The organism is Scleromatobacter humisilvae (genome assembly GCF_023231945.1).
Classification (GTDB): domain Bacteria; phylum Pseudomonadota; class Gammaproteobacteria; order Burkholderiales; family Burkholderiaceae_C; genus Scleromatobacter; species Scleromatobacter humisilvae.
Genome location: NZ_JAJLJH010000002.1, coordinates 558,468 through 578,142, shown reverse-complemented (window position 1 = coordinate 578,142; position 19,675 = coordinate 558,468). Strand labels below are relative to the sequence as shown.

The window sequence follows — 19,675 nt, the reverse complement described above, 5'->3', positions numbered from 1 at the left end:
GATAGAGTCAATCACCCGCTCGACGTGGCAATGGGCGGGCCAGCGCCCCGGCGGCCTTGTGTCAACCGACCGGGATGTAGTCCTTCAAGCCGGCGGCCAGCGCCGCGAACGTGACCGCGCAGCGCGCGCTGTCGCGCAGGTCCTCGTGCATCGCGATCCAGGTGTCCAGCATCGGCGCGAAGTCGCTCGACAGCACGCGCACGAGAGACAGGTCGCGCTTGCCCAGCGTCACGTGGCAGATGCCGATGCCGTAGCCGGCGCGCAGGGCGGCGAGGTTGGCGAGGTCGCTGTCCGCGCGGAACGCGAGCGCGGCGCGCGTGAGGGCCGGATAGCGCGCCTGCATCTGGCGGATGAACGCGGTCTCGGTGTCGAAGCCGATCAGCGTGTGCCGCTTCAGGTCGGCCATCGTGCGCGGCGTGCCGTGCTCGGCCAGGTAGCGCTCGTGGGCGTGGAAGCCCAGTTCGATGCCGCCGACGCGCTGCGCGACCAGCGCGTCCTGCACCGGGCGCACCATGCGCACGGCGATGTCCGCCTCGCGGCGCAGCAGGTCGTCGACCTTGTTGGACAGCACGAGTTCGACCACCAGTTCCGGATGGCGCCGCCGCAGCGCCGTGAGGATGGGCGGCAGCACCTCGACGCCCACGACCTCGCTGGCCGTCAGGCGCACCGTGCCGCGCACGCCGTCGCCGTGGCTGCTCGCCACGCGCCGCAGCGCCGCGGCGGTGGAGGCGAGGGCGACGGCGTAGGGCTTGAGCTCGAGGGCCGCGTCGGTCGGCGCGAAGCCGTCGAACGAGCGCGTGAACAGCTTCAGCTCGAGCGCCGACTCCAGGCTGTCGATGTGGCGGCCGACCGTCGGCTGCGTCATGCCCATCGCGCGGCCGGCCGCGGAGAGCGAGCCCGTCTCCAGCACGCCCACGAAGCTCCGGTACCACTCCCAGTTCGGTTCGGTATCGGCCATGGTATTCATTTGTTTATAGCGATGATGCGATTCTAGGCAATTTTCAAATGCTCCGCGGATCCGCAAACTGCGGTCATCGCAGCCGCAGACCCACCCTCCGGAGCCCGCCATGTTCAACGCCGTCCAGTCCGTTCCCGTCGATTGCAACCTCGTCCTCACGGCCCGCGTCGTCTGTGCAGCGGCGCTGGGACTGGCGATCGTCGCGCTCGAGGCCTGGCTGCGCGTGCCGCTGCGGCCGCTGCTGGATGGCTATCTGCAGGAGGCGCAGGCCCGTGTCGCCGCCTTCGTCCGCGCTCTTTCGTTCTGAAACCCGTCAAGGAGATCCTCATGTCCAAAGTTGCCCTGTTCGGTGCCGCCGGCGCCATCGGCCAATCCATCGCCAAGGCCCTCGCGGCCCAGGGCCGGCCCTACCGCGTCGTCGGGCGCTCCGAGGCGAGCCTGCGCAAGAGCTTCGGCGCCGACCCGCTGGCCGAGGTCGTCACCTGGAACCCGGATTCGCCCGAGTCGGTCGAGGCCGCGGCTGCCGGCATCGACACGCTGATCTACCTGGTCGGCGTCAACTACTGGCAGTTCGAGCTGCACCCGCAGCTGATGCGCAAGACGCTGGAGGGCGCGATCGCCGCCGGCGTGCGCAACGTGATCCTGATCGGCACGGTCTACCCGTACGGCCGCGCGCGCACGACGCCGGTGCGCGAGGATCATCCGCGCGAGCCGCACACGTTCAAGGGCCGCATGCGCAAGGAACAGGAGGACATCCTGCTGCAGGCGCACGCCGCCGGCCGCATCAATGCCACGGTGCTGCGCCTGCCCGATTTCTACGGCCCGGGCGTGGAGGCCAGCCTGCTGCATCGACCCGCCGTGGCGGCCGTCCAGGGCGGCAGCGCCGACATGGTCGGCCCGATCGACCGCCCGCACGAGTTCGTCTTCGTGCCGGACGTCGGCCCGGTGGTGGCAAGGTTGGTCGACACGCCGGCGGCCTTCGGCCACGTGTGGCATCTGGCGGGCGCCGGCGTCACGACGCAGCGCGAGCTCGTCGACGAGATGCAGCGCCAGGCCGGCCGCAGGATCCCGCTGCGCGTCGCCGGCAAGACGACCCTGCGCGTGCTGGGCCTGTTCAACCGCATGATGCGCGAGATGGTGGAGATGAACTACCTCATGACGGAGCCGCTGGTCATGGATGACTCGGCGCTGCAGCGCCTGATCGGGCCGGTACGCAAGACGTCGTATGTCGAGGGTGTCCGACAGACGCTGGCGGCGATCCCGGCGCGCTGAGGAACGCCTCGATCGAGGGCGGACGCTGGGCGGCCCGCGATTCTCGGCGCCCGGCCGCGGGCGTTGCCCGTAGCCCTGCGGGGATGTCGTATCGCCTGGGATAATGCGGCATGCCCCCGACTTCCCTCAGTCCATGGCGCCTTTCCGTCGCCCCGATGATGGACTGGACCGACCGCCACTGCCGCTACTTCCACCGCCTGATCACGCGCAACACGCTGCTGTACACCGAGATGGTGACCACCGGCGCGCTGCTGCATGGCAACCAGCCGCGCCATCTCGATTTCAGCGACGAGGAGCACCCCGTCGCATTGCAACTGGGCGGAAGCGAGCCCGACGCGCTGGCCGCGTGCGCCAAGCTGGCGCAGCAGTGGGGCTACGATGAGGTCAACCTCAACTGCGGCTGTCCCAGCGAGCGCGTGCAGCGCGGCGCATTCGGTGCTTGCCTGATGCGCGAGGCCGAGCTCGTGCGCGACAGCGTCGCCGCGATGCGCGATGCCTGCACGCTGCCGGTGACGGTCAAGCACCGCATCGGCATCGACAAGATCGAGAGCTACGACTTCGTGCGCGACTTCGTCGGCACGGTGGCCGCGGGCGGCTGCACGGTCTTCATCGTGCACGCGCGCAACGCCTGGCTGCAGGGCCTGAGCCCGAAGGACAACCGCACGATCCCGCCGCTGCGCTACGAGTTCGTCTACCGGCTCAAGCAGGACTTCCCGGATTTCACGATCGTGCTGAACGGCGGCGTCAAGGGCGACGAGGAGATCGCGCGCCACCTCGAGCATGTCGACGGCGTGATGATTGGCCGCGAGGCCTATCACGACCCCTGGTGCATGGCCGACTGGGACGCGCGCTTCCTGGGCGGCTCCGCCGTGGAGCGCACGCGCGAGAGCATCGAGGCGCGGATGGTCGAGTATCTCGAGCGGCTGCAGGCGTCGGAGCACCACTGGTCGCAGGCGTCGCGCCACATGCTGGGCCTGTGGAACGGCGTCAAGGGCGCGCGGCGCTGGCGCCAGGTGTGGTCCGACCACAAGATGAAGACGCTGGCGCCGACGGAGGTGTCGCGCCTCGCGCACGCGGGCGCCCGGTCCGCCGCGGATACCGGGGAGGTGCGGGCGGCGGCCTGAGCCTTCGCACTACGCACTTCGGTCTTCACAAGGTGAACTCCGCTTCATCCGGCATAGGGACGAGTACTGTCCGAGATCGCTCGCGTTCGTCGGACGATGAGACGAGCAGGTTTCGGAATGACTCGTCCAGGCGGCGGAAGGGCTCGCCTGACCTGGAGGACTGAAGCGGCTGGCTTGGCGCCCAGGCAGGATCGACGGCCTGGCGCCTTTCCCGACTAGTGGGCGTCGTCCAGGTCGCCCTGGCGGAGCTTGACCTCTTCGAGATAGTTGTAGATGGTGTGCCGAGTCACGCCCAATGCGGCCGCTGCACGGGGAACACCGCCTTTCACTATGAAGAGGCCTCGACGCATCATCACTTGAACGGCGTAGATTTTCTCCTCTTTGGACATCATCGAAACTCGTTTCCCCAGCTTGTGAACTGCGTCGTCGATGATCTCCTTCATCAGAACATCCATCTCGGGTTCCCCCGAGGGCTTCGGATCCGGTGTCAATGACTTGGCATGGAGGATTCGCTCCAGCCATGCATGGGCCGCTTCAAACGGCGCCATGTCCGCGTTCAAACACAAGGCTGCGAATGGCTCTCCGTCGCTATCGCGGAAAATGACGCTGGAAGACCGCAGACGCTGACCCGAAGAGTTTTCTGTCGAGTAGTCCTCGATGAGCGCGTGAATCGCCTGTCCGCGGACATTCATTTCTTCCATGACTGCCGCAAAAGACTTGTCATCCTTCGGGCCACTTAGCACCGAATTGCCTATCGAGCGGCCAGTCACGTGCCCGTTCGCAATGCCGATGACGGAGTGATCCAGGGCCGTAAGGTCGTGCAGCACCAACTCGACATTCGGGCCGAGCATGTTGCCCAGCATCTTGACGACGGGTTGCAGCGCGCAGACGACGGCCGCCCGCTCTGCCCTAATGCTCTCCGAAAGGCGAGGGCCGGGCTTGGCAGCTCGTTTTGGCGCGGTTGCCATCGATCGTTTGGCCATGAGTGCGGAGCAAGCCTTTTGTTGGTGCCGAGGCGTCCAGTCTTTGCGATAGTCGAGTGTACATAACAGTGCGGCCCGGTCTGATGCAGGGCAGACCGGGTAGCTGAGAGAGGCGTCCGTTCTAAATGCCTTCCTCCGCGACCGCCACCTGCCAGCGAAGCGTGGCGCCTTGGTCCTGGACGGGCATCTGTATGGCCGCGCTACTGCGCGGCTACCGCCAGCTTCCCGCTTCGCACCTGGTAGACGGTCACTGCCGCCTTGGGGTTGTCGCCGTGGCTGTCAAAGCGGACGGCACCCCCCGCGCCACTCAATTCGGTCTTCTGGATGAACGGAGCAAAGACGTGCGGATCGGTGGAATCGGCTGCCTTCATGGCCGCCGCAAGGACCATCACCGCGTCGTACGCTTGCGGTGCCAGGAAGATCGGATCGACGCCGTACCTCGCCTTGAACCGCTGCTGGAATTCTGCATATCCTTTCACCTTGTCCAGCGAGCTGCCGGTCTGGGAGCAGTAGTAGCCTTCGTTGGAGCCCGCTGACAGTTCGGTCCACGTTCCCGTGCAAAGACCGTCGCCGCCGATGAAGGTGCTTGGAATGGCCAGTTGTTTCATCTGCTTGTTCATCGGGCCGGCCTGGGCATCGGTTCCTGCGTAGGCGATGACGTCCGGATGAAGGCCGCGGACGGTGGTCAGGATGGCGGTGAAGTCGGTGGCCTTGTCGGTCGTGAACTCGCGCTTCAGGACCTTGATCCCGCCCTTCTCCATGTCCTGGATGATCTCGTCGGCGAGCCCTTGTCCGTAGGCCGTCCGATCGTCGATGACGACGGCGGTCTTCGCCTTCAACGTCTTCGCGGAAAAGCCTGCGATGCCGGAGCCTTGCTGCAGGTCGTTTGCCATGAGTCGAAAGACGAACCTGTACCCGAGTTGCGTGAGCTTCGGATTGGACGCGCCTGGCGCGATCTGCGGGATCCCCGCGTCGTTGTAGATTCTGGCCGCGACGATGCTGGTTCCGGAATTCAAGTGGCCAACGACGCCTGCGACGTGCGAGTCGGCGAGCTTGTTTGCCACCTGTACCGCCACCTTCGGATCGGCCGCATCATCTTCCGACACGCCTTCGAATCGTACGTTGTGGCCGCCGATCGCGAACCCCGTGCTGTTCAACTCCTCGATGGCCAGGAGTGCGCCCTCATCCATGTCCTTGCCCAGATGGGCGATCGATCCGGACAGGGGGCCGGCGATCCCGATACGGACGACGGAATCTTGTGCGGACACGAGAGTCGTCGCGCTGAACAGAATGAATCCGCAAACCAAAAGCTTGATCTTCATTGGACCTCCAAGTAGGTAGATGAGTACGTGAGAGCGACGGCACTGTCATCGCGAGAAGACCGTGCAAGCGCAGCGAGGAACCAGAGAGCAGACCCCGCTCGTCAAGCTCGGCGTCTACTAAATGTATAGATAAATTACATAGTGTTGAATTGCGGTGCGGACGAATGCGCCTGAGGCCGCTTGGCCGACGAGAAGCAGTTGGCCACGCAGAAGAGCGTGGCCGCGCCACTCACCTAGATGACGATCGTCCCTTTCAGATAGGTCGCGGCACGTCCTGAAAGAATCACTCGATCGCCGACGACCTGGCAGGTGAGTTGCCCTTTCCGCTTGCCGCCTTGAATGGCGGTGAGCGTCGTTTTCCCCAGTCGGCCGGCCCACAACGGCGCCAGGCACGCATGCGAAGTCCCCGTCGTGATGTCCTCGTTGACGCCGACCCGTGGGCCAAACCAGCGAGAGACGAAATCCGACGTGCGACCTGGCGCCGTGACTGCGACGCCGAATTTCGTGCACGTCCTGAGCAAGCCGAAGTCCGGGGCCAGTGCCGCGATCTGCGCCTCGTCCTTGACGACGATGACGTAGTCGCGCGACTCGAGTACTTCTGCCGAAGAAATGCCCAGCGCTGGAAGCAGATCGGGTGGCGGGACGCAGGGCGTCGCGATGCCTGCCGGGAAGTCCATCGCCAGCGTGTCGCCGTTGCGCGTGACGCGGAGTTCACCGCCGCGAGTCTCGAATCGGAGCATGGGTGAGTCGACCGCCAACTCTTCGAACAGAACCCACGACGAGGCCAGTGTCGCGTGCCCGCACAGGTCAACTTCCACTTCTGGCGTGAACCACCGAAGCTGGTAGTGACCCTCGGCGAGGCGCACGAAATAGGCGGTCTCGGCAAGGTTGTTCTCGGCTGCAATCGCCTGAAGCAATGGATCGGGCAGCCATTCGTCTAGCGGGCATACGGCAGCGGGGTTGCCGCCAAGCGTCGTCGAGGAGAACGCGTCGACCTGAAACAGTTGCAGTTGCATATCAGACCTCTTGGCCTTCTTTGGATTGCCGCGCGGCGACGGCTTTTGGGGAAGTTCGGATCGGATTGGAGTCCGCTAGATCGATCGCAGTAGTCCGCCATCGCAAGCGACGGCCTGCCCAGTGACATACCCGGCGGGGCCCGACACGAGGAAGGTCGCGAGCGCGGCAAACTCTTCCGGCGTTCCCATTCTTCCCGCCGGCACCAAAGCGGCGACGGCCTCCTCGCCGAGACCAAGTTCCTGCAGGCGCTCCGTCCGGGTCAGGCCAGGCAGGATGGCATTGACGGTCACCCCCTCGGATGCGACCTCTCGACTCAGCGAGTTGACGAGTCCATGCAGGGCAGGGCGGATCGCGTTGGACAGGATCAAACCAGGATGAGGCTCCTTTGCCGCGACTGAGGTGACGACCAGTATTCGGCCCCAGCCGCGCTGGCGCATCCCTGGAAGTGCCGCGCCGATGAGCTCGATCGCACTCATGAACAGGGCGTTCAGAGCAAGCTCCCAGGCACTGCTCGCCAGCGCGTCGAACGTCCCTGCAGGCGGTCCTCCTGTGTTGACCACGAGAATGTCGATCTCGCCCATGGCTTGGACAACGGCTTCGGACAGTGACTTCCCCGCGCCGCGTGGTGTCAAGTCGCAGGCAAAACCGCGCGCCCCGATCCTCGCCGCGGTTTCGTGGATGCGTGCCTCGTCTCTTGCGCAGATCGCCACGTCAGCACCTTCGCCGATCAATGAGGTCGCGATCGCACATCCCAATCCGCGCGAGGCTCCCGTGACCAATGCGCGTTTGCCTGACAAACCCAAGTCCATCTGATTTCCCTTCTGGATTGCCTTTGGTAGTCGAAGGACGATGTCCCTGGCTTGCTCACGCGGACCGCGTTCCGCACCAGGCCTGGACTTCGACCTCCACCAACGCGCCGCCGTAAAGAGCGGATTGAACGGCGGACCTCGCGGGAAGTGCGCCTCGAAAGAAGCGCTCGTACTCCTCATTGAACGCGGCGGAATCCGCGAGGTCGGCTAGCCATACGCTCGAGCGAACGACGTCGCGTGCATTCAGCCCGATCTCCGACAAGAGCTCGGCGATGCGCTCAAGCACCGCGCGAGTTTGCTCACGAATTCCGCCGTCGATGACCTTGCCGCCTTCTCCAAGTGCGACCACGCCTGAAAGGAAGACGAATCCGCCCGCCCGGACAGCGGCGGACAGCGGTATCGGCATGGGAAAGGGTATGCGCTCGATGCTCATGCGGGCCTCACTTGACACTGACAGCGGTTCGGAGCTCAAAGACCGCATCGACTTCTATCGATGCATTGAGAGGCAGCGAACCGACCCCTACGGTGGTTCTCGTGTGGCGACCGGCATCGCCCAGCACGTCGATCAGCAAGGCTGAGCATCCGTCCATGGCCTCAGCCTGAGAGTCGCAATCCGGTGTTGCATTCACGTATCCGGTGAGCCGAATGCAGTGCGACACACGATTCAACGTCCCTCCGCATGCCTCCTTCACCTGCGACAGGATGTTCAGGCCGCAAAGACGGCCTGCCTCCTTCACGCTCTCGATGGTTGCGCTGCCGCCCAGTTTCCCCTTGTGGTGCAGTTGTCCGCGTTGCCACGCCAGCTGACCCGAGATGAACAACTGGCTGCCGGAGAGCCGCGCCGGGATGTAGAGGGCGTAGGCGGCTGGCGCTGGCGGCAGTTCGACACCGAACTCCGCAAGGCGCTTGTCAAAGTCGAGGGGTTCCATCGGCGTGGGGATGTGCGTCGATCACAACCTGATTCAGAACGCTGTCAAGCTGTCGAATGACGCAACAAACTGTTGATTGACTTTTTGTAGACTACCACACCAGAATGTTGAAATGCAAGCCCGGATCGGGCGCATCAGCAAGGAGTCGACAGCATGACCGTGGACATTCGCGAGGCATCAGACCTCTTCTGGACGGCCTGGCAGCAAAGGGCCGTCATCGACGAAGTGCCGGCAGCGCTGCGCCCGCGAACCCGCGCTGAAGGCTATGCCATCCAGGCACTTCTCGACCTGCGAAGCTCGGCTCGGCCTGCCGGCTGGAAGATCGCCGCAACCAGCGCCGCGGGGCAGCGGCACATCAACGTCGGTGGCCCCATGGCGGGTCGCATACTGACCGAGCGCCTCTTCGACGACGGCGCAGTCGTCTCCCTGGCCGGTGTTCGGATGCGCGTCGCTGAGCCGGAATTCGTGTTCGTCATCGGCGACACGATTGCGCCGCGGGCGCAGCCGTACCGGCGCGAGGAGGTCATGTCGCACGTCGCCGACCTCCGGCTGGGAATCGAGGTGCCCGATTCGCGCTTCGCCTCGTTCACGACAGTCGGAGAGGCGCTGCTGATCGCGGACAACGCCTGTGCAAACGACTACGTGCTCGGGCCCGTCGTCGACAGCCCATGGCGCAACGTGAATCTGGCGGAGCATCGGGTCGTCGCGACCGTAAAGGGACTGACCAGGAGCTATTCACGCGAAGGCGTCGGCGGGAATGTACTCGGCGATCCGATGATCGCACTCGAGTGGTTGGTCAACGAACTCTCGTCGCACGGCTTCACCCTCCACGCGGGACAGTTCGTCACGACGGGTACCTGCATGGTGCCATTGGAGGTCGAGCCTGGAGACTCCGTATCCGGCGACTACGGCGACTTCGGACGCGTCCGCTGCGAGTTTGTCTGAGCTTGTGCAGCAGCGCCGGCACCCAAGGTCGTTGGCCGACCTTGACGGCGGATACCGAGCCAGTTGGCCGCCATATGCCACCAGGGAGTACCAGCGAGTCTTTCACCATGATTCCGAACGCAGCCCACATTCTTGTCGTCGACAACGACCCGCTGATGCGCGAGCAGATCAGCGTGTACTTGTTCGAGAACGACATGCGCGTTTCGACCGCGGTAGGCAGACTGGACATGGAGCGGATACTGCACGACCACGCGATCGACCTTGTGTTGATCGACCTCAGGCTCGGTGGAGAGGACGGCATGCAACTCGTGCGCAAGCTGCGAGAGGAAACCGACGTGCCGGTCATCATCGTGACCGCCAGGCTCGACGAGGCCGATCGAGTCATGGGACTCGAGACCGCTGCTGACGACTACGTCACAAAGCCGTTCAGCAATCGTGAACTGCTGGCTCGCGTGCGTGCCGTGCTTCGTCGCTCCCAGGTACGCCCGTCGATCGGCCTGCCCGAGCGCGGCGCGCGCCGCCGTGCCTACCGGTTCGCCGGCTGGGAACTGAATTCGCTGACTCGCAACCTGACGGACCCGCAAGGCCAGCGCATTCCGCTCAGCAATGCGGAATTCAACCTTCTGCTGGCTTTTTGCGAAGCCCCAGAACGCATTCTCTCGCGCGACCAACTGCTCGATCTGTCTCGGCTGCATAGCGACGAGATCTACAACCGTTCCATCGATGTCCAGATATTCAGGCTGCGACGCAAGATCGGTGGCCACGATGAGAGCGCACAGAAGCTCATCCGGACCAAGCGTGGCGCAGGCTATCTCTTTGCCGTGCCGGTCGAAATGTTGACCTGAATGCACGCCTGAAGCGGGCCACACACTGCGACTTCATGGCGCAATTGATTGTTGCCCCCAGCAGGCCGCGCAACGGAGAGCGTTTATCGGGGATGGCCGAGTTCAGCCTGGTCGGATCGCGCCCGCATTGGGCCCCGCGACGTCTGTTGCACCTCAGTACCGAACATCGGCACCAGAGCCTTGGTTCCGCCCACGCTGCATAGCCATTGCAAGTGAGCTGCCGTCGAGTGCGCGCGGTTCGCCGCGAAACGAGCTCCGCAGCGCACGATCCAGGGCAGCAAGCTTGCCTGTAACCCGCCAGTCGTGACCGTCCGGTCATGGCCGAGTGACGACAACCTGGCCGTTGATCAAGGTCATCCAGCGGCACAAATCCCGTCACGCCAGCTCAAAATCGAGCCCGATATCCGCCGCGGGCGCGCTTTGCATCAGCCGCCCGACCGAGACGTAGTCCACTCCGCTCGCGGCGATCGCGCCGATGTTGTCGAGCCGCACCCCGCCGCTGGCCTCGGTTGCCGCACGGCCCGCTACCAGCGCCACTGCCTCGGCCAGCATCGTCGGCGCCATGTTGTCCAGCAGGATATGCGTGGCGCCGGCCGCGATCGCCGGCTCGATCTGGTCGATCCGGTCGACCTCGCAGATGATCCGCTCGACGCCCGCCGCCTTGGCCCGCGCCACCGCCGGCCCGACGCCGCCCGCCACCGCGACATGGTTGTCCTTGATCATCACCGCATCCCACAGGCCCATGCGGTAATTGGTCGCGCCGCCCATCCGCGTCGCGTATTTCTCCAGCGCGCGCAGTCCGGGAATGGTCTTGCGGGTGTCGAGCAGCGTAGCGTGGCCGTGCATCGCCTCGACGTGGGCGCGCGTCATCGTCGCGATGCCCGAGAGGTGCTGGACGGTATTGAGAGCGTTGCGCTCGGCGGTGAGCAGGGCGCGGGCGTTGCCGGCGATCCGCATCAGCGCGGTTCCGGGCGCGACGCGCTGGCCATCCTGCACAGGCATGTCGATCTTGCACGCCGGGTCGAGATGGCGAAAGAACGCGGCGGCCAAAGGCAGCCCTGCGACGGTGATCGCCTCGCGGCTGTCCATCACCCCGGCAAAGCGCGCGTCCGCGGGGATGACGCTCTCTGAGGTGACGTCGCGCCCGCCGCCGGGAAGGCCGATGCCGAGGTCTTCGGACAGCGTGGTGGTGATGAAGGCATCCAGGTCGAAGCCGGGGAGGGTGAAAGACATGCGCATGCTTCAAGGGGTTGAGGGAAACCTTTGCGCACCGACGGGTGGCGGGCTGCGGTCCGGAAAGCGCGCGGCACCCTCCTCCAGCGGCAGGCGCAGGGCATTGGTGAGATAGCTGACCGTTCGGTAGAAGCCCGCCAGCAGCAGCAACTCGAGGACAGCGCCTTCCGAGAATCGCGTTCGCAGTGCTCGCCAAAGCTCGTCGTCGACGTCGCAGTGACGGTGAAGGTCGTCGCACAGGCGCAGCAGGTCGCGGTCCTCCTCGGACCAACAGGCGTCGTCAACACCTCCGTGGGCGAGCGAATGGATCGCGTCGGCGTCGAGGCGCGCTTTCGAAGCAAACATGGTCACGTGCACGCCCCATTCGTACTCCGAACCACAAAGCGCCGTGGTTCGGTCGATCACGATCTCGCGCTGGCGCAGGGTCAGGTGGCCACGATCCAGCAGGGATCCGCTCGAGAACTTCTCGAACAGGCGGGGGTCGCGTGCCAGCGTCGTGAAGAGTCGCAGCGGGCGCGCGCCGCGCATGACGGCATCCAACCAGCTCTGCAACTTGGCGTCGTAGGGCGGGTCGAGAGGAGGAATGCGCGCGGTCATGCCGACTTTCAAGCTACACTTTTCATAGCAGCATATCGACGGCGCTATGAAAAGTAAAGCATGGGCATCCCCAAGGTAGGAACGAATGTCAGAGGATCCAAGACTGGCCGGCCGATCATGGTCGTGCTGGATCTGCTTGGGCGCCGCGGCGCGTTGCGTGTTCTTTGGGAATTGCGCGGCGAACCACTGACCTTTCGCGCGCTGCAGGAGGCATGTGGCACGAACCCCAGCTTGCTGAACACACGCTTGACCGAACTGCGCGCATCCGGTCTCGTGGACCATGCACAGGACGGCTATCACCTGACGACAAACGGGCGCAGCTTGTGTGTAGCGATGCAGCCGTTGTCTGCATGGGCCTCAAGTTGGGCGGGCGCCGCGGAAAGTTGCGGAGGTCAACCCGCGCAGCCAAAGCGGAGCCGTGCCCGCAAGAGCAGCAAGACTGCTTGAACTCGTGCGGGGTGGTCAAGCAGTTCAAGCTGCCATGAGGACGGACGGCGTTGTCGTGACCTCGCCAAGCCTCGATGACGACGGCGGCGTCGCGGCGTGACCGGGGAACCGTTCGAGCGACAGGCAATCGTCGCGGAATTGCTGGCCGGCATCGGTCGTTGCGTCCGCGACGGCTGCGCCAGCACGATCCGGACGGGTGCCAACTGCGCTGTTGCATGAGCGCCTCCATCGCGACTCGTTCGACGCAGAATGTCGTGTCGCGAAGCCAGCTTCTGGGGGTGCCGGAGATTTCCAGGGGCTTCATCTTGGCAACGAGGCAGCTCCCAGCACGGTCCACCCCCAGGTAAGCACACCATGAAAATCGCACTGTCCATCGTCGTCGCCGTCCTATCTTCGCCCGCCTGGGCCGCGCCCGGCTTCGATGCGTGGGCCGAAGGCGTGGCCGCGCAGCGAATGCGCGCCAATCCGGTCCTGGCCACGGTGTTCCAGTATTTCAACGGCGAGGAGCAGGCCGCGCTGGACGGGCGATTCGCGCCCATCACCAAGATCGCGATCCTGGCGAACGTGGCGCGCGAACGCAAGGAACTGGAGGAGTTGCACGGCTTCGACCCGAAGGCGCTGACGCCGGTTCAGAAAGTGTCGGCGGGCGTGATCGGTTGGTCGCTGGAGCAGGACATCGCGACAGCCGACTATCTCGACGACGACTTCGTTTTCAACCAGATGGGCGGCCTGCAGGTGGAGCTGGTCAACTTCATGACCCAGCAGCAGCCGCTGCGCAACGCGCGCGACGTGCAGAGCTACCTGGAACGCCTCGCCGGCCTGGCCGAACTGATGGACCAGGGCGTCGCGCGCGCCCGCGGCGCCGAGGCGCAGGGCGTGCTGATGCCGCGCTTCATCACGACCAAGACGATCTCCCAGTTCGAATACTTCCTGGCTCCTGCCGCGGCTCGGAACGTGCTCGTCACCGCCATGGACGATCGCATGGCGCACATCGAAGGCCTGAGCGCGGAGAAGCGCGAAGCTGCCCGTGCCAAGGCCGAGAAGATCGTGGCCGATTCGGTGTTGCCGGCCTGGAGACGCGGCCTCGCGCTGATGCAGGAGCAGCTTCCGCGCACCAACGACGACGCCGGTGTCTGGCGCCTCAAGGGAGGCGACAAGTACTACGCCGCGCAGCTTCGCCGGATGACCACGACCGACGACACGCCGGCCGAGATCCATGCCATCGGTCTCGCGCAAGTGACTCGCATCGAGGGAGAGATGGACGGCCTGCTGAAGCAGCTCGGCTACGTCGAGGGCAGCGTCAAGGACCGCTACGCGCGAATGGACGCCGACCGTCAACCCAAGGCTGCCGACCCGCGCCCTGAGTTGCTGGCCCGTTACACCAGCATCCTGCGCGACGCCGAGGTGCGCGCCAAGCTCGTCTTCGATGTCCAGCCCACGGCGGCGGTGGAAGTGCGCCGCGAGCCTCCACTTACCGAAGCGACGGCGGCCGCGCACTACACCCTCCCGGCGCCCGATGGTTCGCGCCCGGGCATCTTCTGGGCACCATTGCCCGGCCCGACCTTCGCGATTTCCGAAATGCGCACCTTGGTGTACCACGAGGCCGTGCCCGGCCATCACTTCCAGATCGCCATTCAGCAGGAGACGCACGAACTGCCTCCATACCGCCGCAGCCGGGTTTTCAGCTCGGGCTCGGCCTTCACCGAAGGCTGGGCGCTGTATGCCGAACAGCTGGCGGCCGAGAACGGCTGGTACGACGGGGATCCGGCGGGCCGCCTCGGCCAGCTCAGCGACGCCCTGTTCCGCGCCCGCCGCCTGGTGGTGGACACCGGCCTGCATTCGATGAAGTGGACGCGCCAGCAAGCCATCGACTACGGCATCTCCCCGACCGAAGTCGATCGCTACGTGGTCTGGCCCGGCCAGGCTTGCAGCTACATGATCGGGCGGCTCACGATCGAGTCGCTGCGCGACAAGGCCAGGGTCGCCCTGGGCGACAAGTTCGACATCAGGAAGTTTCACGACATCGTGCTGCTGACGGGCAACGTGCCGCTCAAGGTGCTGGAAGGGGTCGTGAACGACTGGATCAGAGCGCAGGCGGCCTGATGCCGGCGTTTTCGGCCGATCGCTCGACGGCCCGAAGGGGTCGTTCGCGAAGGGCTGCTCCTGCCCGCACTGCGCGGCCGGCCGCCCTGTGAAGCGTACCTGCCGGTCGACGTCGGCGAACGGGTGCTGGGCCCGGAACACGGTCCACATCCCTTGACCCGGGGTGAGGACACCCCTATTCGATCGCCGCAGGTTCGTTCTCCTCGTGCCGCTCAGGTTCGGTGGCGAGGAGGATTTCGTTCACAAGAGAAGTGGCGTAGTTCCCGGCAGGCAGCGAGAACGCGAGCACCAGTTGATCGTCGTGCGGCCATTCCCATGACATTGCCACCGGGCTCGCCACCAGGGCGCGTCGCTCCTGATTCAGGCCGGCGTGCTCCAGGCCCTCGCACAAGGTCGCGTGACGTTCAGCCACGCCGTTTTCCAGAGCCTGCGCTTGATCGGTGGTGATCACGCGGCCCCGTCCCCAGAGGGGGCCCGTGGGCCGTCCCGCCTCGTCCAGCACGTCACCGGGCAGCGTCTTGCCCCAGAGTCCCTGAAGAATTCGCAGCGCCAGCAGTTCATTGAAAACGAAGGAGCGCGCCGCCGACAGGTAGATGCCTTTCTTCTTCGGGTTGCGCACGCGGATTTCGCGCGCCAGCATGGCCCGGCCCTGCTCGACGTTGCCGCCGTCGTGGCCGAAACGCTGTGCGCCGAAATAGTTGGGCACGCCATGTGAGGCAACGGCTTTCAGATTGGCCTCGATGGCGCCTCGGTCGCCGATCACGTCGCGCAGCACGATGCGGAACCGGTTGCCCTGCAGGTCGCCGGGGCGCAGCTTTTTCAGGTGGCGGCTCTGACTCAGCACGGCGAATTCCGGGTGTCGTAGCTGGGTCAGGTCCGGCGTCTCGCCCTTCGGCAGATGGATGCTGAACCACTGCCGGGTGACGGCGTAGCGATCCTTGAGTCCGGCGTAGCCGACGTCCCTGGCCTCGACGCCAGCGGCCCCGGCCAGCTGCTGGGCGACGAAGGCCGTGTTGGCACCGTTCTTTTCGATGTCCAGCCAGACGTGTTCGCCCTCACCGGAGGGCAGCTGCAGCGGCAGTTCGGTCACGATGAAATCCTCGTTGACGAGTTTCAGCGTGGCGCTGGCGCCGCTGGCCGGATAGGCGTTGGGCCACTGCGGCAAGGTCGTGTATCGAGCGTCGGTCATGAGGGGGCCGGCTGCACCAGCGGCAAATGGGAACAGGCTGTCTTTGGCCGACCAGGGCGGATGTCATCGACGATCTTGGCCGTGCGCTCGGTTGCTCCGAAGCGGCCGTTCGCGACCACCGCCGATGGCCAGTTTCTACAAGTCGGAACAACGCTGGGAAGCCGACCGATGGTCTGCGTCGTCGGGGACGTCAGCCATCAGGCGTCCGGCTCTTTCGAGCCAGGCTTCCTGGATTTTGAGCCGAGGGCCAGGATCAACGCTGCGGCGATGCAGATCAGAAAGCCGACAACACTGGCAACTATCGCGATTTGCTGGGTCATGCCAGTCCTCCCTTCGCCGGCCGGATTTTAAGCCACCAGAATTGCGCATGACGGCCGCGCACGCGATCCATCGCTTCTGCAATGTCAGGCCGTGTTTCCAGGTCCTTGACAGGCACATGCACCGGCAATGCGCTGTTGGCCACCGAATCGGAACAATGCGTTTCGTGCTCGGAAAGGGTTCGATGAATGTCATCGCTTGATGCGTATTGAACGATCGGGCAATCTCTGGAGCGGCCGCCTCGGCGGATCAGCGTCTGACCTCGGTGCATGGCGTCATCGGGCGGTCCGCATCAGGCCGCCAGTGCCCGAGCAATGGTTCCCACCGTCTTGAGCGCCGCGTGGAAGTTCTTGTGGTCGGGATGCCCGAAGTTGATCCGCACGTGGTGTTTGAAGCGATGGTCGGCCGAGAACAGGTGGCCCGGCGCCAGGCTGATGCCCTGCGAAAGGGCCAGCCGGTGGAGTTCCAGCGCGTCGATCCGAGGGGGCAGTTCTACCCAGATGAAGTAGCCGCCTTCCGGCCGCGTGGCCCGCGTGCCGGGCGGAAAGTGCTTCGCAATGTCGCGCAGCGTCGAATGGCGATGCTGCGCGAGCGTCGCCCGCAACTGCCGCAGGTGCCGGTCATAACCGCCATGCTCAAGGTATTCGCTCAAGCCCTCCTGCGACGGCAAGGGCGCGGCGAGGGAACTCATCAGCTTGCGCTGCGCGACCTCGCCAGCGTAGCGGCCCGCCGCCACCCAGCCGACGCGGTAGCCCGGCGCCAGCGTCTTGGAGAAGGAGCTGCAATGCATGACCCCGCCCGCGCGATCCCACGCCTTGGCGGGCCGGGGCTTGCGGGCGCCGAAATACAGCTCGCCATAGACGTCGTCTTCGATCAGCGGCACCTCGCGCCTGGCGAGCAGTTCCACCAGGGCTTGCTTGGCGTCGTCCGGCATCAGACTGCCAAGAGGATTCTGAAAGTTGGGCATGAGCCAACATGCCTTGACCGGATGCCGCTCCATGACCGCGGCCAGCGCGGCCACGTCGATGCCCGTGCGCGGGTGGGTGGCGATCTCGACGGCGCGCAGGCTGCGGCGTTCCAGCGCCTGCAGCGCGGCATAGAAGGTCGGCGACTCGACGGCCACCAGGTCGCCCGGCTGAGTGACGCTCTCCAGGCAGAGGTTCAGCGCCTCCATCGCGCCGTTGGTGATGACCAGTTCCTCGGTGTCCACGCCGCAGCCCATGCCGAGATAGCGCAGGCCGATCTGGTGGCGCAGCGCGGCGCTGCCGGGCGAAAGGTCTTCGACCGTGCGCCACGGGTCCAGCCGACGCAGCGCCTTGCCCGTGGCGAGCGCGAGCTTGGGCAAGGGGAACAGCAGGGGACTGGGGAAGGCCGAACCCATCGGCACGAGCGCCCGATTCTTGGCGTGGCCCAGCACCTGGAAGACCAGTTCGGAGACCTCGACGGCGCGCTCTTTCGTCACCGGCCTCGAACTCTCCGGCTCCTGTTGCCAGTTCAGCGTGGGGCTGACGAAGTAGCCGGAACGGGGGCGGGCCTCGATCAGACCACGCGCTTCCAGCAGGTAGTAGGCCTCGAAGACGGTGGACGGGCTCACGCCCCGGCTGCGGCTCGTCTCCCGCACCGAAGGCACACGCTCGCCCGGCCGCCACTGGCCGTGGGCAATGGACTCGGCGATCTCCTGTGCCAGGGCTTCATAGCGCTTCATGGTGCTTCGTCATCGTGTGCAACTGACATGCACAAGGAGCGGATTGATCGCCACTGTACTTTCGCAGGATCTTTCCTGGCAGATCTCCCATGCCGTTCATCTGATCCGCTGTTTTTTTGGCGAATCTGAGTCTTTGATCCCGGCGACTGTTTTGGCACAGTAACGCCTACAAGCCAGGGGATCGTCGTGTGATCCCATGCCGCATCGAATTCGGCGAGAGCCATTGTCTTAGCTGCTGAGGCAGCGTATCGAGGAAATCATGGATTGGGTTCCCATATTCTTTATCACGTTCAAGTTGCTCGTATTGGGCACGGTCGTCTTCTTCTCCATCAAGTCCCATCGCGACTTGGGCAAGCAAGAGCAAGAAGAAGAAAGACAGAGGCAGAACAGAATCAACGGGTCGTAGGCGCCCGCATGCCAGCCTGCAGTTCGCCCATTCCGCCGGATCGGGCTGCTGCCGGTTTGATGGACGCCCTGTCCAGGTGGATGGACTGCCGCCCGTCGGGTAGGCATGGCGGCCCGGTCTGTTGCTTCACCCGGCGGCGCACTTTGTGATTCGGCCGCATCGGACGCGTCCAGGTCGCCGGCGATCGTCGCGGTATCCTGCACGTTGAGCTTGGCGGCGGTCTTGACGGACTGGTAGATCGCCAGCGTCGCAGCGAGCGCGGCTTGCTGAAGGCGGCCACGCCCTGCGAGAAGGCGTCGAGGTCGACGAACGCGGGCTCTTGTCGGCATCGGAGATCTCGGCGGAGGCGGACTCGTTGTCGGGGTTCGTGGACCTGTTGTTCTCCCTGGGTGCAGTTGGATCCGCCGCGGCACTTCGCCGCGGCGCTGCGCGATAGCGCGGATACGTATTGGGGTATCGCAATGGACAGGCCAGGGAGTTCGCGGGCGTGTCGTGGAGGCATCCCCGGTTCATCGCCCGACGTGCGCCCGGATGCCGCCGGTGCCTTCGACCCGATCGCGCGGGCCGCTTGTCGGTGCCGCGCAAATTCGAAGGACGTGCGAGCCACGAGCAGCAAAAAGGGCAGCCTCGGCTGCCCTTGTCATCGATGCGTCGCCGCCTCAGGCGTTCGCCAGCGCCTCGTCGATCTTGTCCTTGACGCGGTGCAGGCCGCGCAGCAGCGAGGTCTGGTCGAGCATCGCCTGCGGCGCGAGCTTCATCGCCACGTCGTCGAGTTGCGCGGGGTCGTTGACGATCGTGTGGGCGAGGGCGGACAGCACGCAGATGTAGCGATGCGAGACGCGCGGCAGGCGCATCGTCGTGTGGATGTTGATGTGGTGGCGCACGCTGGCGACGGCCGCCGGCGTCAGGCCCCAGGCCTCGCACAGGTTGGCGCCGACGTCGTCATGGCCGCAGCCGAACGCGGTGCGCTCCAGCTCGACCAGGTGGATGTCGTCGCGCGCGGCGGCGAGCATCGGGGCGTAGATCTCGGGGGCGTGGCGATACAGGACGGCCTTGCCGCACTCCTCGAACAGGCCGGCGGTGTGCGCGCTCCAGGCTTCCATCGACAAGGCCTGCGCCAGGCGGCCCATCAGCAAGCCGCGGATGCTGGCGCGCTGCCAGACGGCCAGAAGTTGCGGCACTTGCGGGAACGCGGCCTGCAGGCCGGTCTCGTAGGCGATCGCGGAGATCTCGCGCACGCCCAGGTAGGTCACGGCCTGCTGCACGCTCTGCACGCGGCCCTTGAGCCCGTACAGCGGCGAGTTGACGGCCTTCATCACGGCCGCAGCGAAGGACATGTCGGCTTCGATCAGCGCGCTGACGGCGTTGAGGTTGATGTCGTCCTCGCGCAGGAGGGCGGCCAGCTTGACCAGCGACTGCGGCTGGGCAGGCAGGTCGAAATCCAGGTTCACGGGTCGGGTGTCTTGCGTCATG

Annotated in this window: 22 protein-coding genes; 7 read left to right on the top strand and 15 right to left on the bottom strand. The window is 65.3% G+C overall.

The annotated features are described in order from the left end of the window. Positions 1-61: 61 nt before the first annotated feature. Positions 62-958 carry a LysR family transcriptional regulator gene (locus LPC04_RS11975; RefSeq protein ID WP_275682451.1) on the bottom strand — a complete coding sequence of 299 codons (897 nt, stop codon included), beginning with the start codon at positions 956-958 and terminating at the stop codon, positions 62-64. Between the two features lie 109 nt (positions 959-1,067). Between LPC04_RS11975 and LPC04_RS11970 the strand changes: the two genes are divergently transcribed. The 3 genes from LPC04_RS11970 (at position 1,068) to dusA (ending at position 3,354) form a co-directional block, all read left to right on the top strand. After that, the gene (locus LPC04_RS11970) at positions 1,068-1,265 is read left to right on the top strand and encodes a hypothetical protein (protein WP_275682450.1); all 198 of its coding nucleotides are present in this window, start codon (positions 1,068-1,070) and stop codon (positions 1,263-1,265) included. A gap of 20 nt (positions 1,266-1,285) precedes the next feature. Beyond that, positions 1,286-2,230 carry an NAD-dependent epimerase/dehydratase family protein gene (locus LPC04_RS11965; RefSeq protein WP_275682449.1) on the top strand — a complete coding sequence of 315 codons (945 nt, stop codon included), beginning with the start codon at positions 1,286-1,288 and terminating at the stop codon, positions 2,228-2,230. A 110-nt stretch (positions 2,231-2,340) separates the two neighbouring features. Then, the gene (dusA, locus tag LPC04_RS11960) at positions 2,341-3,354 is read left to right on the top strand and encodes a tRNA dihydrouridine(20/20a) synthase DusA (protein ID WP_275682448.1); all 1,014 of its coding nucleotides are present in this window, start codon (positions 2,341-2,343) and stop codon (positions 3,352-3,354) included. Positions 3,355-3,569: 215 nt separating this feature from the next. Here dusA and LPC04_RS11955 read toward each other — a convergent pair whose 3' ends face one another. The 6 genes from LPC04_RS11955 to LPC04_RS11930 all read right to left on the bottom strand — a co-directional run bounded on the left by LPC04_RS11955 (position 3,570) and on the right by LPC04_RS11930 (position 8,414). Then, positions 3,570-4,337 (bottom strand): helix-turn-helix transcriptional regulator, encoded by a 768-nt coding sequence (locus LPC04_RS11955; protein WP_275682447.1) that lies wholly within the window; start codon positions 4,335-4,337, stop codon positions 3,570-3,572. Between the two features lie 200 nt (positions 4,338-4,537). Next, a complete protein-coding gene (locus LPC04_RS11950; RefSeq protein ID WP_275682446.1) occupies positions 4,538-5,659 on the bottom strand; it encodes a branched-chain amino acid ABC transporter substrate-binding protein in 1,122 nt (373 codons plus the stop codon). Between the two features lie 233 nt (positions 5,660-5,892). Then, complete coding sequence (locus LPC04_RS11945) at positions 5,893-6,675, bottom strand: PhzF family phenazine biosynthesis protein (protein ID WP_275682445.1); 783 nt, start codon at positions 6,673-6,675, stop codon at positions 5,893-5,895. A gap of 75 nt (positions 6,676-6,750) precedes the next feature. Further along, positions 6,751-7,485, bottom strand: a complete 735-nt coding sequence (locus tag LPC04_RS11940) for an SDR family oxidoreductase (RefSeq protein ID WP_275682444.1) — start codon at positions 7,483-7,485, stop codon at positions 6,751-6,753. Positions 7,486-7,540: 55 nt separating this feature from the next. Continuing rightward, positions 7,541-7,918 carry a RidA family protein gene (locus LPC04_RS11935; RefSeq protein WP_275682443.1) on the bottom strand — a complete coding sequence of 126 codons (378 nt, stop codon included), beginning with the start codon at positions 7,916-7,918 and terminating at the stop codon, positions 7,541-7,543. Positions 7,919-7,925: 7 nt separating this feature from the next. Further along, complete coding sequence (locus tag LPC04_RS11930; protein ID WP_275682442.1) at positions 7,926-8,414, bottom strand: RidA family protein; 489 nt, start codon at positions 8,412-8,414, stop codon at positions 7,926-7,928. Between the two features lie 153 nt (positions 8,415-8,567). Here LPC04_RS11930 and LPC04_RS11925 point away from each other — a divergent pair, with 153 nt between their 5' ends. Further along, the gene (locus tag LPC04_RS11925) at positions 8,568-9,359 is read left to right on the top strand and encodes a 2-keto-4-pentenoate hydratase (protein WP_275682441.1); all 792 of its coding nucleotides are present in this window, start codon (positions 8,568-8,570) and stop codon (positions 9,357-9,359) included. A 107-nt stretch (positions 9,360-9,466) separates the two neighbouring features. Then, positions 9,467-10,204, top strand: a complete 738-nt coding sequence (locus LPC04_RS11920; RefSeq protein ID WP_275682440.1) for a response regulator — start codon at positions 9,467-9,469, stop codon at positions 10,202-10,204. Between the two features lie 375 nt (positions 10,205-10,579). Here LPC04_RS11920 and nadC read toward each other — a convergent pair whose 3' ends face one another. Together nadC and LPC04_RS11910 are read right to left on the bottom strand one after the other, a co-directional pair. Continuing rightward, entirely contained in the window at positions 10,580-11,437 is an 858-nt protein-coding gene (nadC, locus tag LPC04_RS11915; protein WP_275682439.1) for a carboxylating nicotinate-nucleotide diphosphorylase, read from the bottom strand. A gap of 9 nt (positions 11,438-11,446) precedes the next feature. Further along, positions 11,447-12,034: a carboxymuconolactone decarboxylase family protein gene (locus tag LPC04_RS11910; RefSeq protein WP_275682438.1), complete on the bottom strand. Its 588-nt coding sequence runs from the start codon at positions 12,032-12,034 to the stop codon at positions 11,447-11,449. Between the two features lie 60 nt (positions 12,035-12,094). Here LPC04_RS11910 and LPC04_RS11905 point away from each other — a divergent pair, with 60 nt between their 5' ends. Then, entirely contained in the window at positions 12,095-12,481 is a 387-nt protein-coding gene (locus LPC04_RS11905) for a winged helix-turn-helix transcriptional regulator (RefSeq protein ID WP_275682437.1), read from the top strand. A gap of 354 nt (positions 12,482-12,835) precedes the next feature. After that, a complete protein-coding gene (locus LPC04_RS11895; protein ID WP_275682436.1) occupies positions 12,836-14,584 on the top strand; it encodes a DUF885 domain-containing protein in 1,749 nt (582 codons plus the stop codon). Positions 14,585-14,759: 175 nt separating this feature from the next. On the opposite strand, the gene truD is transcribed toward LPC04_RS11895, so the two are convergent. From truD to LPC04_RS11865, 6 genes are all read right to left on the bottom strand, one after another. After that, positions 14,760-15,773 (bottom strand): tRNA pseudouridine(13) synthase TruD, encoded by a 1,014-nt coding sequence (truD, locus tag LPC04_RS11890; RefSeq protein WP_275682435.1) that lies wholly within the window; start codon positions 15,771-15,773, stop codon positions 14,760-14,762. Positions 15,774-15,970: 197 nt separating this feature from the next. Further along, positions 15,971-16,093, bottom strand: a complete 123-nt coding sequence (locus tag LPC04_RS11885; RefSeq protein WP_275682434.1) for a hypothetical protein — start codon at positions 16,091-16,093, stop codon at positions 15,971-15,973. Next, positions 16,090-16,362, bottom strand: a complete 273-nt coding sequence (locus LPC04_RS11880; RefSeq protein ID WP_275682433.1) for a hypothetical protein — start codon at positions 16,360-16,362, stop codon at positions 16,090-16,092. Before LPC04_RS11880 ends, LPC04_RS11885 begins: the two co-directional genes overlap by 4 nt. A gap of 21 nt (positions 16,363-16,383) precedes the next feature. Beyond that, the gene (locus LPC04_RS11875) at positions 16,384-17,796 is read right to left on the bottom strand and encodes an aminotransferase-like domain-containing protein (RefSeq protein WP_275682432.1); all 1,413 of its coding nucleotides are present in this window, start codon (positions 17,794-17,796) and stop codon (positions 16,384-16,386) included. Between the two features lie 228 nt (positions 17,797-18,024). Further along, entirely contained in the window at positions 18,025-18,531 is a 507-nt protein-coding gene (locus LPC04_RS11870) for a hypothetical protein (RefSeq protein WP_275682431.1), read from the bottom strand. Positions 18,532-18,861: 330 nt separating this feature from the next. Beyond that, positions 18,862-19,674 (bottom strand): HDOD domain-containing protein, encoded by an 813-nt coding sequence (locus LPC04_RS11865; RefSeq protein ID WP_275682430.1) that lies wholly within the window; start codon positions 19,672-19,674, stop codon positions 18,862-18,864. Between the last annotated feature and the right edge of the window lies 1 nt (position 19,675).

Bases quoted from the DNA above. Each gene is read 5' to 3' on its own strand.
- LPC04_RS11965 (WP_275682449.1), top strand. From the start codon at position 1,286: ATGTCCAAAGTTGCCCTGTTCGGTGCCGCCGGCGCCATCGGCCAATCC.
- LPC04_RS11940 (WP_275682444.1), bottom strand. From the start codon at position 7,485: ATGGACTTGGGTTTGTCAGGCAAACGCGCATTGGTCACGGGAGCCTCG.
- LPC04_RS11950 (WP_275682446.1), bottom strand. From the start codon at position 5,659: ATGAAGATCAAGCTTTTGGTTTGCGGATTCATTCTGTTCAGCGCGACG.
- nadC (WP_275682439.1), bottom strand. From the start codon at position 11,437: ATGTCTTTCACCCTCCCCGGCTTCGACCTGGATGCCTTCATCACCACC.
- LPC04_RS11955 (WP_275682447.1), bottom strand. From the start codon at position 4,337: ATGGCCAAACGATCGATGGCAACCGCGCCAAAACGAGCTGCCAAGCCC.
- LPC04_RS11910 (WP_275682438.1), bottom strand. From the start codon at position 12,034: ATGACCGCGCGCATTCCTCCTCTCGACCCGCCCTACGACGCCAAGTTG.
- LPC04_RS11975 (WP_275682451.1), bottom strand. From the start codon at position 958: ATGGCCGATACCGAACCGAACTGGGAGTGGTACCGGAGCTTCGTGGGC.
- dusA (WP_275682448.1), top strand. From the start codon at position 2,341: ATGCCCCCGACTTCCCTCAGTCCATGGCGCCTTTCCGTCGCCCCGATG.
- LPC04_RS11875 (WP_275682432.1), bottom strand. From the start codon at position 17,796: ATGAAGCGCTATGAAGCCCTGGCACAGGAGATCGCCGAGTCCATTGCC.
- LPC04_RS11935 (WP_275682443.1), bottom strand. From the start codon at position 7,918: ATGAGCATCGAGCGCATACCCTTTCCCATGCCGATACCGCTGTCCGCC.
- LPC04_RS11885 (WP_275682434.1), bottom strand. From the start codon at position 16,093: ATGACCCAGCAAATCGCGATAGTTGCCAGTGTTGTCGGCTTTCTGATC.
- LPC04_RS11905 (WP_275682437.1), top strand. From the start codon at position 12,095: ATGGGCATCCCCAAGGTAGGAACGAATGTCAGAGGATCCAAGACTGGC.
- LPC04_RS11925 (WP_275682441.1), top strand. From the start codon at position 8,568: ATGACCGTGGACATTCGCGAGGCATCAGACCTCTTCTGGACGGCCTGG.
- LPC04_RS11945 (WP_275682445.1), bottom strand. From the start codon at position 6,675: ATGCAACTGCAACTGTTTCAGGTCGACGCGTTCTCCTCGACGACGCTT.
- LPC04_RS11970 (WP_275682450.1), top strand. From the start codon at position 1,068: ATGTTCAACGCCGTCCAGTCCGTTCCCGTCGATTGCAACCTCGTCCTC.
- LPC04_RS11920 (WP_275682440.1), top strand. From the start codon at position 9,467: ATGATTCCGAACGCAGCCCACATTCTTGTCGTCGACAACGACCCGCTG.
- LPC04_RS11865 (WP_275682430.1), bottom strand. From the start codon at position 19,674: ATGACGCAAGACACCCGACCCGTGAACCTGGATTTCGACCTGCCTGCC.
- LPC04_RS11870 (WP_275682431.1), bottom strand. From the start codon at position 18,531: ATGCCGACAAGAGCCCGCGTTCGTCGACCTCGACGCCTTCTCGCAGGG.
- LPC04_RS11930 (WP_275682442.1), bottom strand. From the start codon at position 8,414: ATGGAACCCCTCGACTTTGACAAGCGCCTTGCGGAGTTCGGTGTCGAA.
- truD (WP_275682435.1), bottom strand. From the start codon at position 15,773: ATGACCGACGCTCGATACACGACCTTGCCGCAGTGGCCCAACGCCTAT.
- LPC04_RS11895 (WP_275682436.1), top strand. From the start codon at position 12,836: ATGAAAATCGCACTGTCCATCGTCGTCGCCGTCCTATCTTCGCCCGCC.
- LPC04_RS11880 (WP_275682433.1), bottom strand. From the start codon at position 16,362: ATGCACCGAGGTCAGACGCTGATCCGCCGAGGCGGCCGCTCCAGAGAT.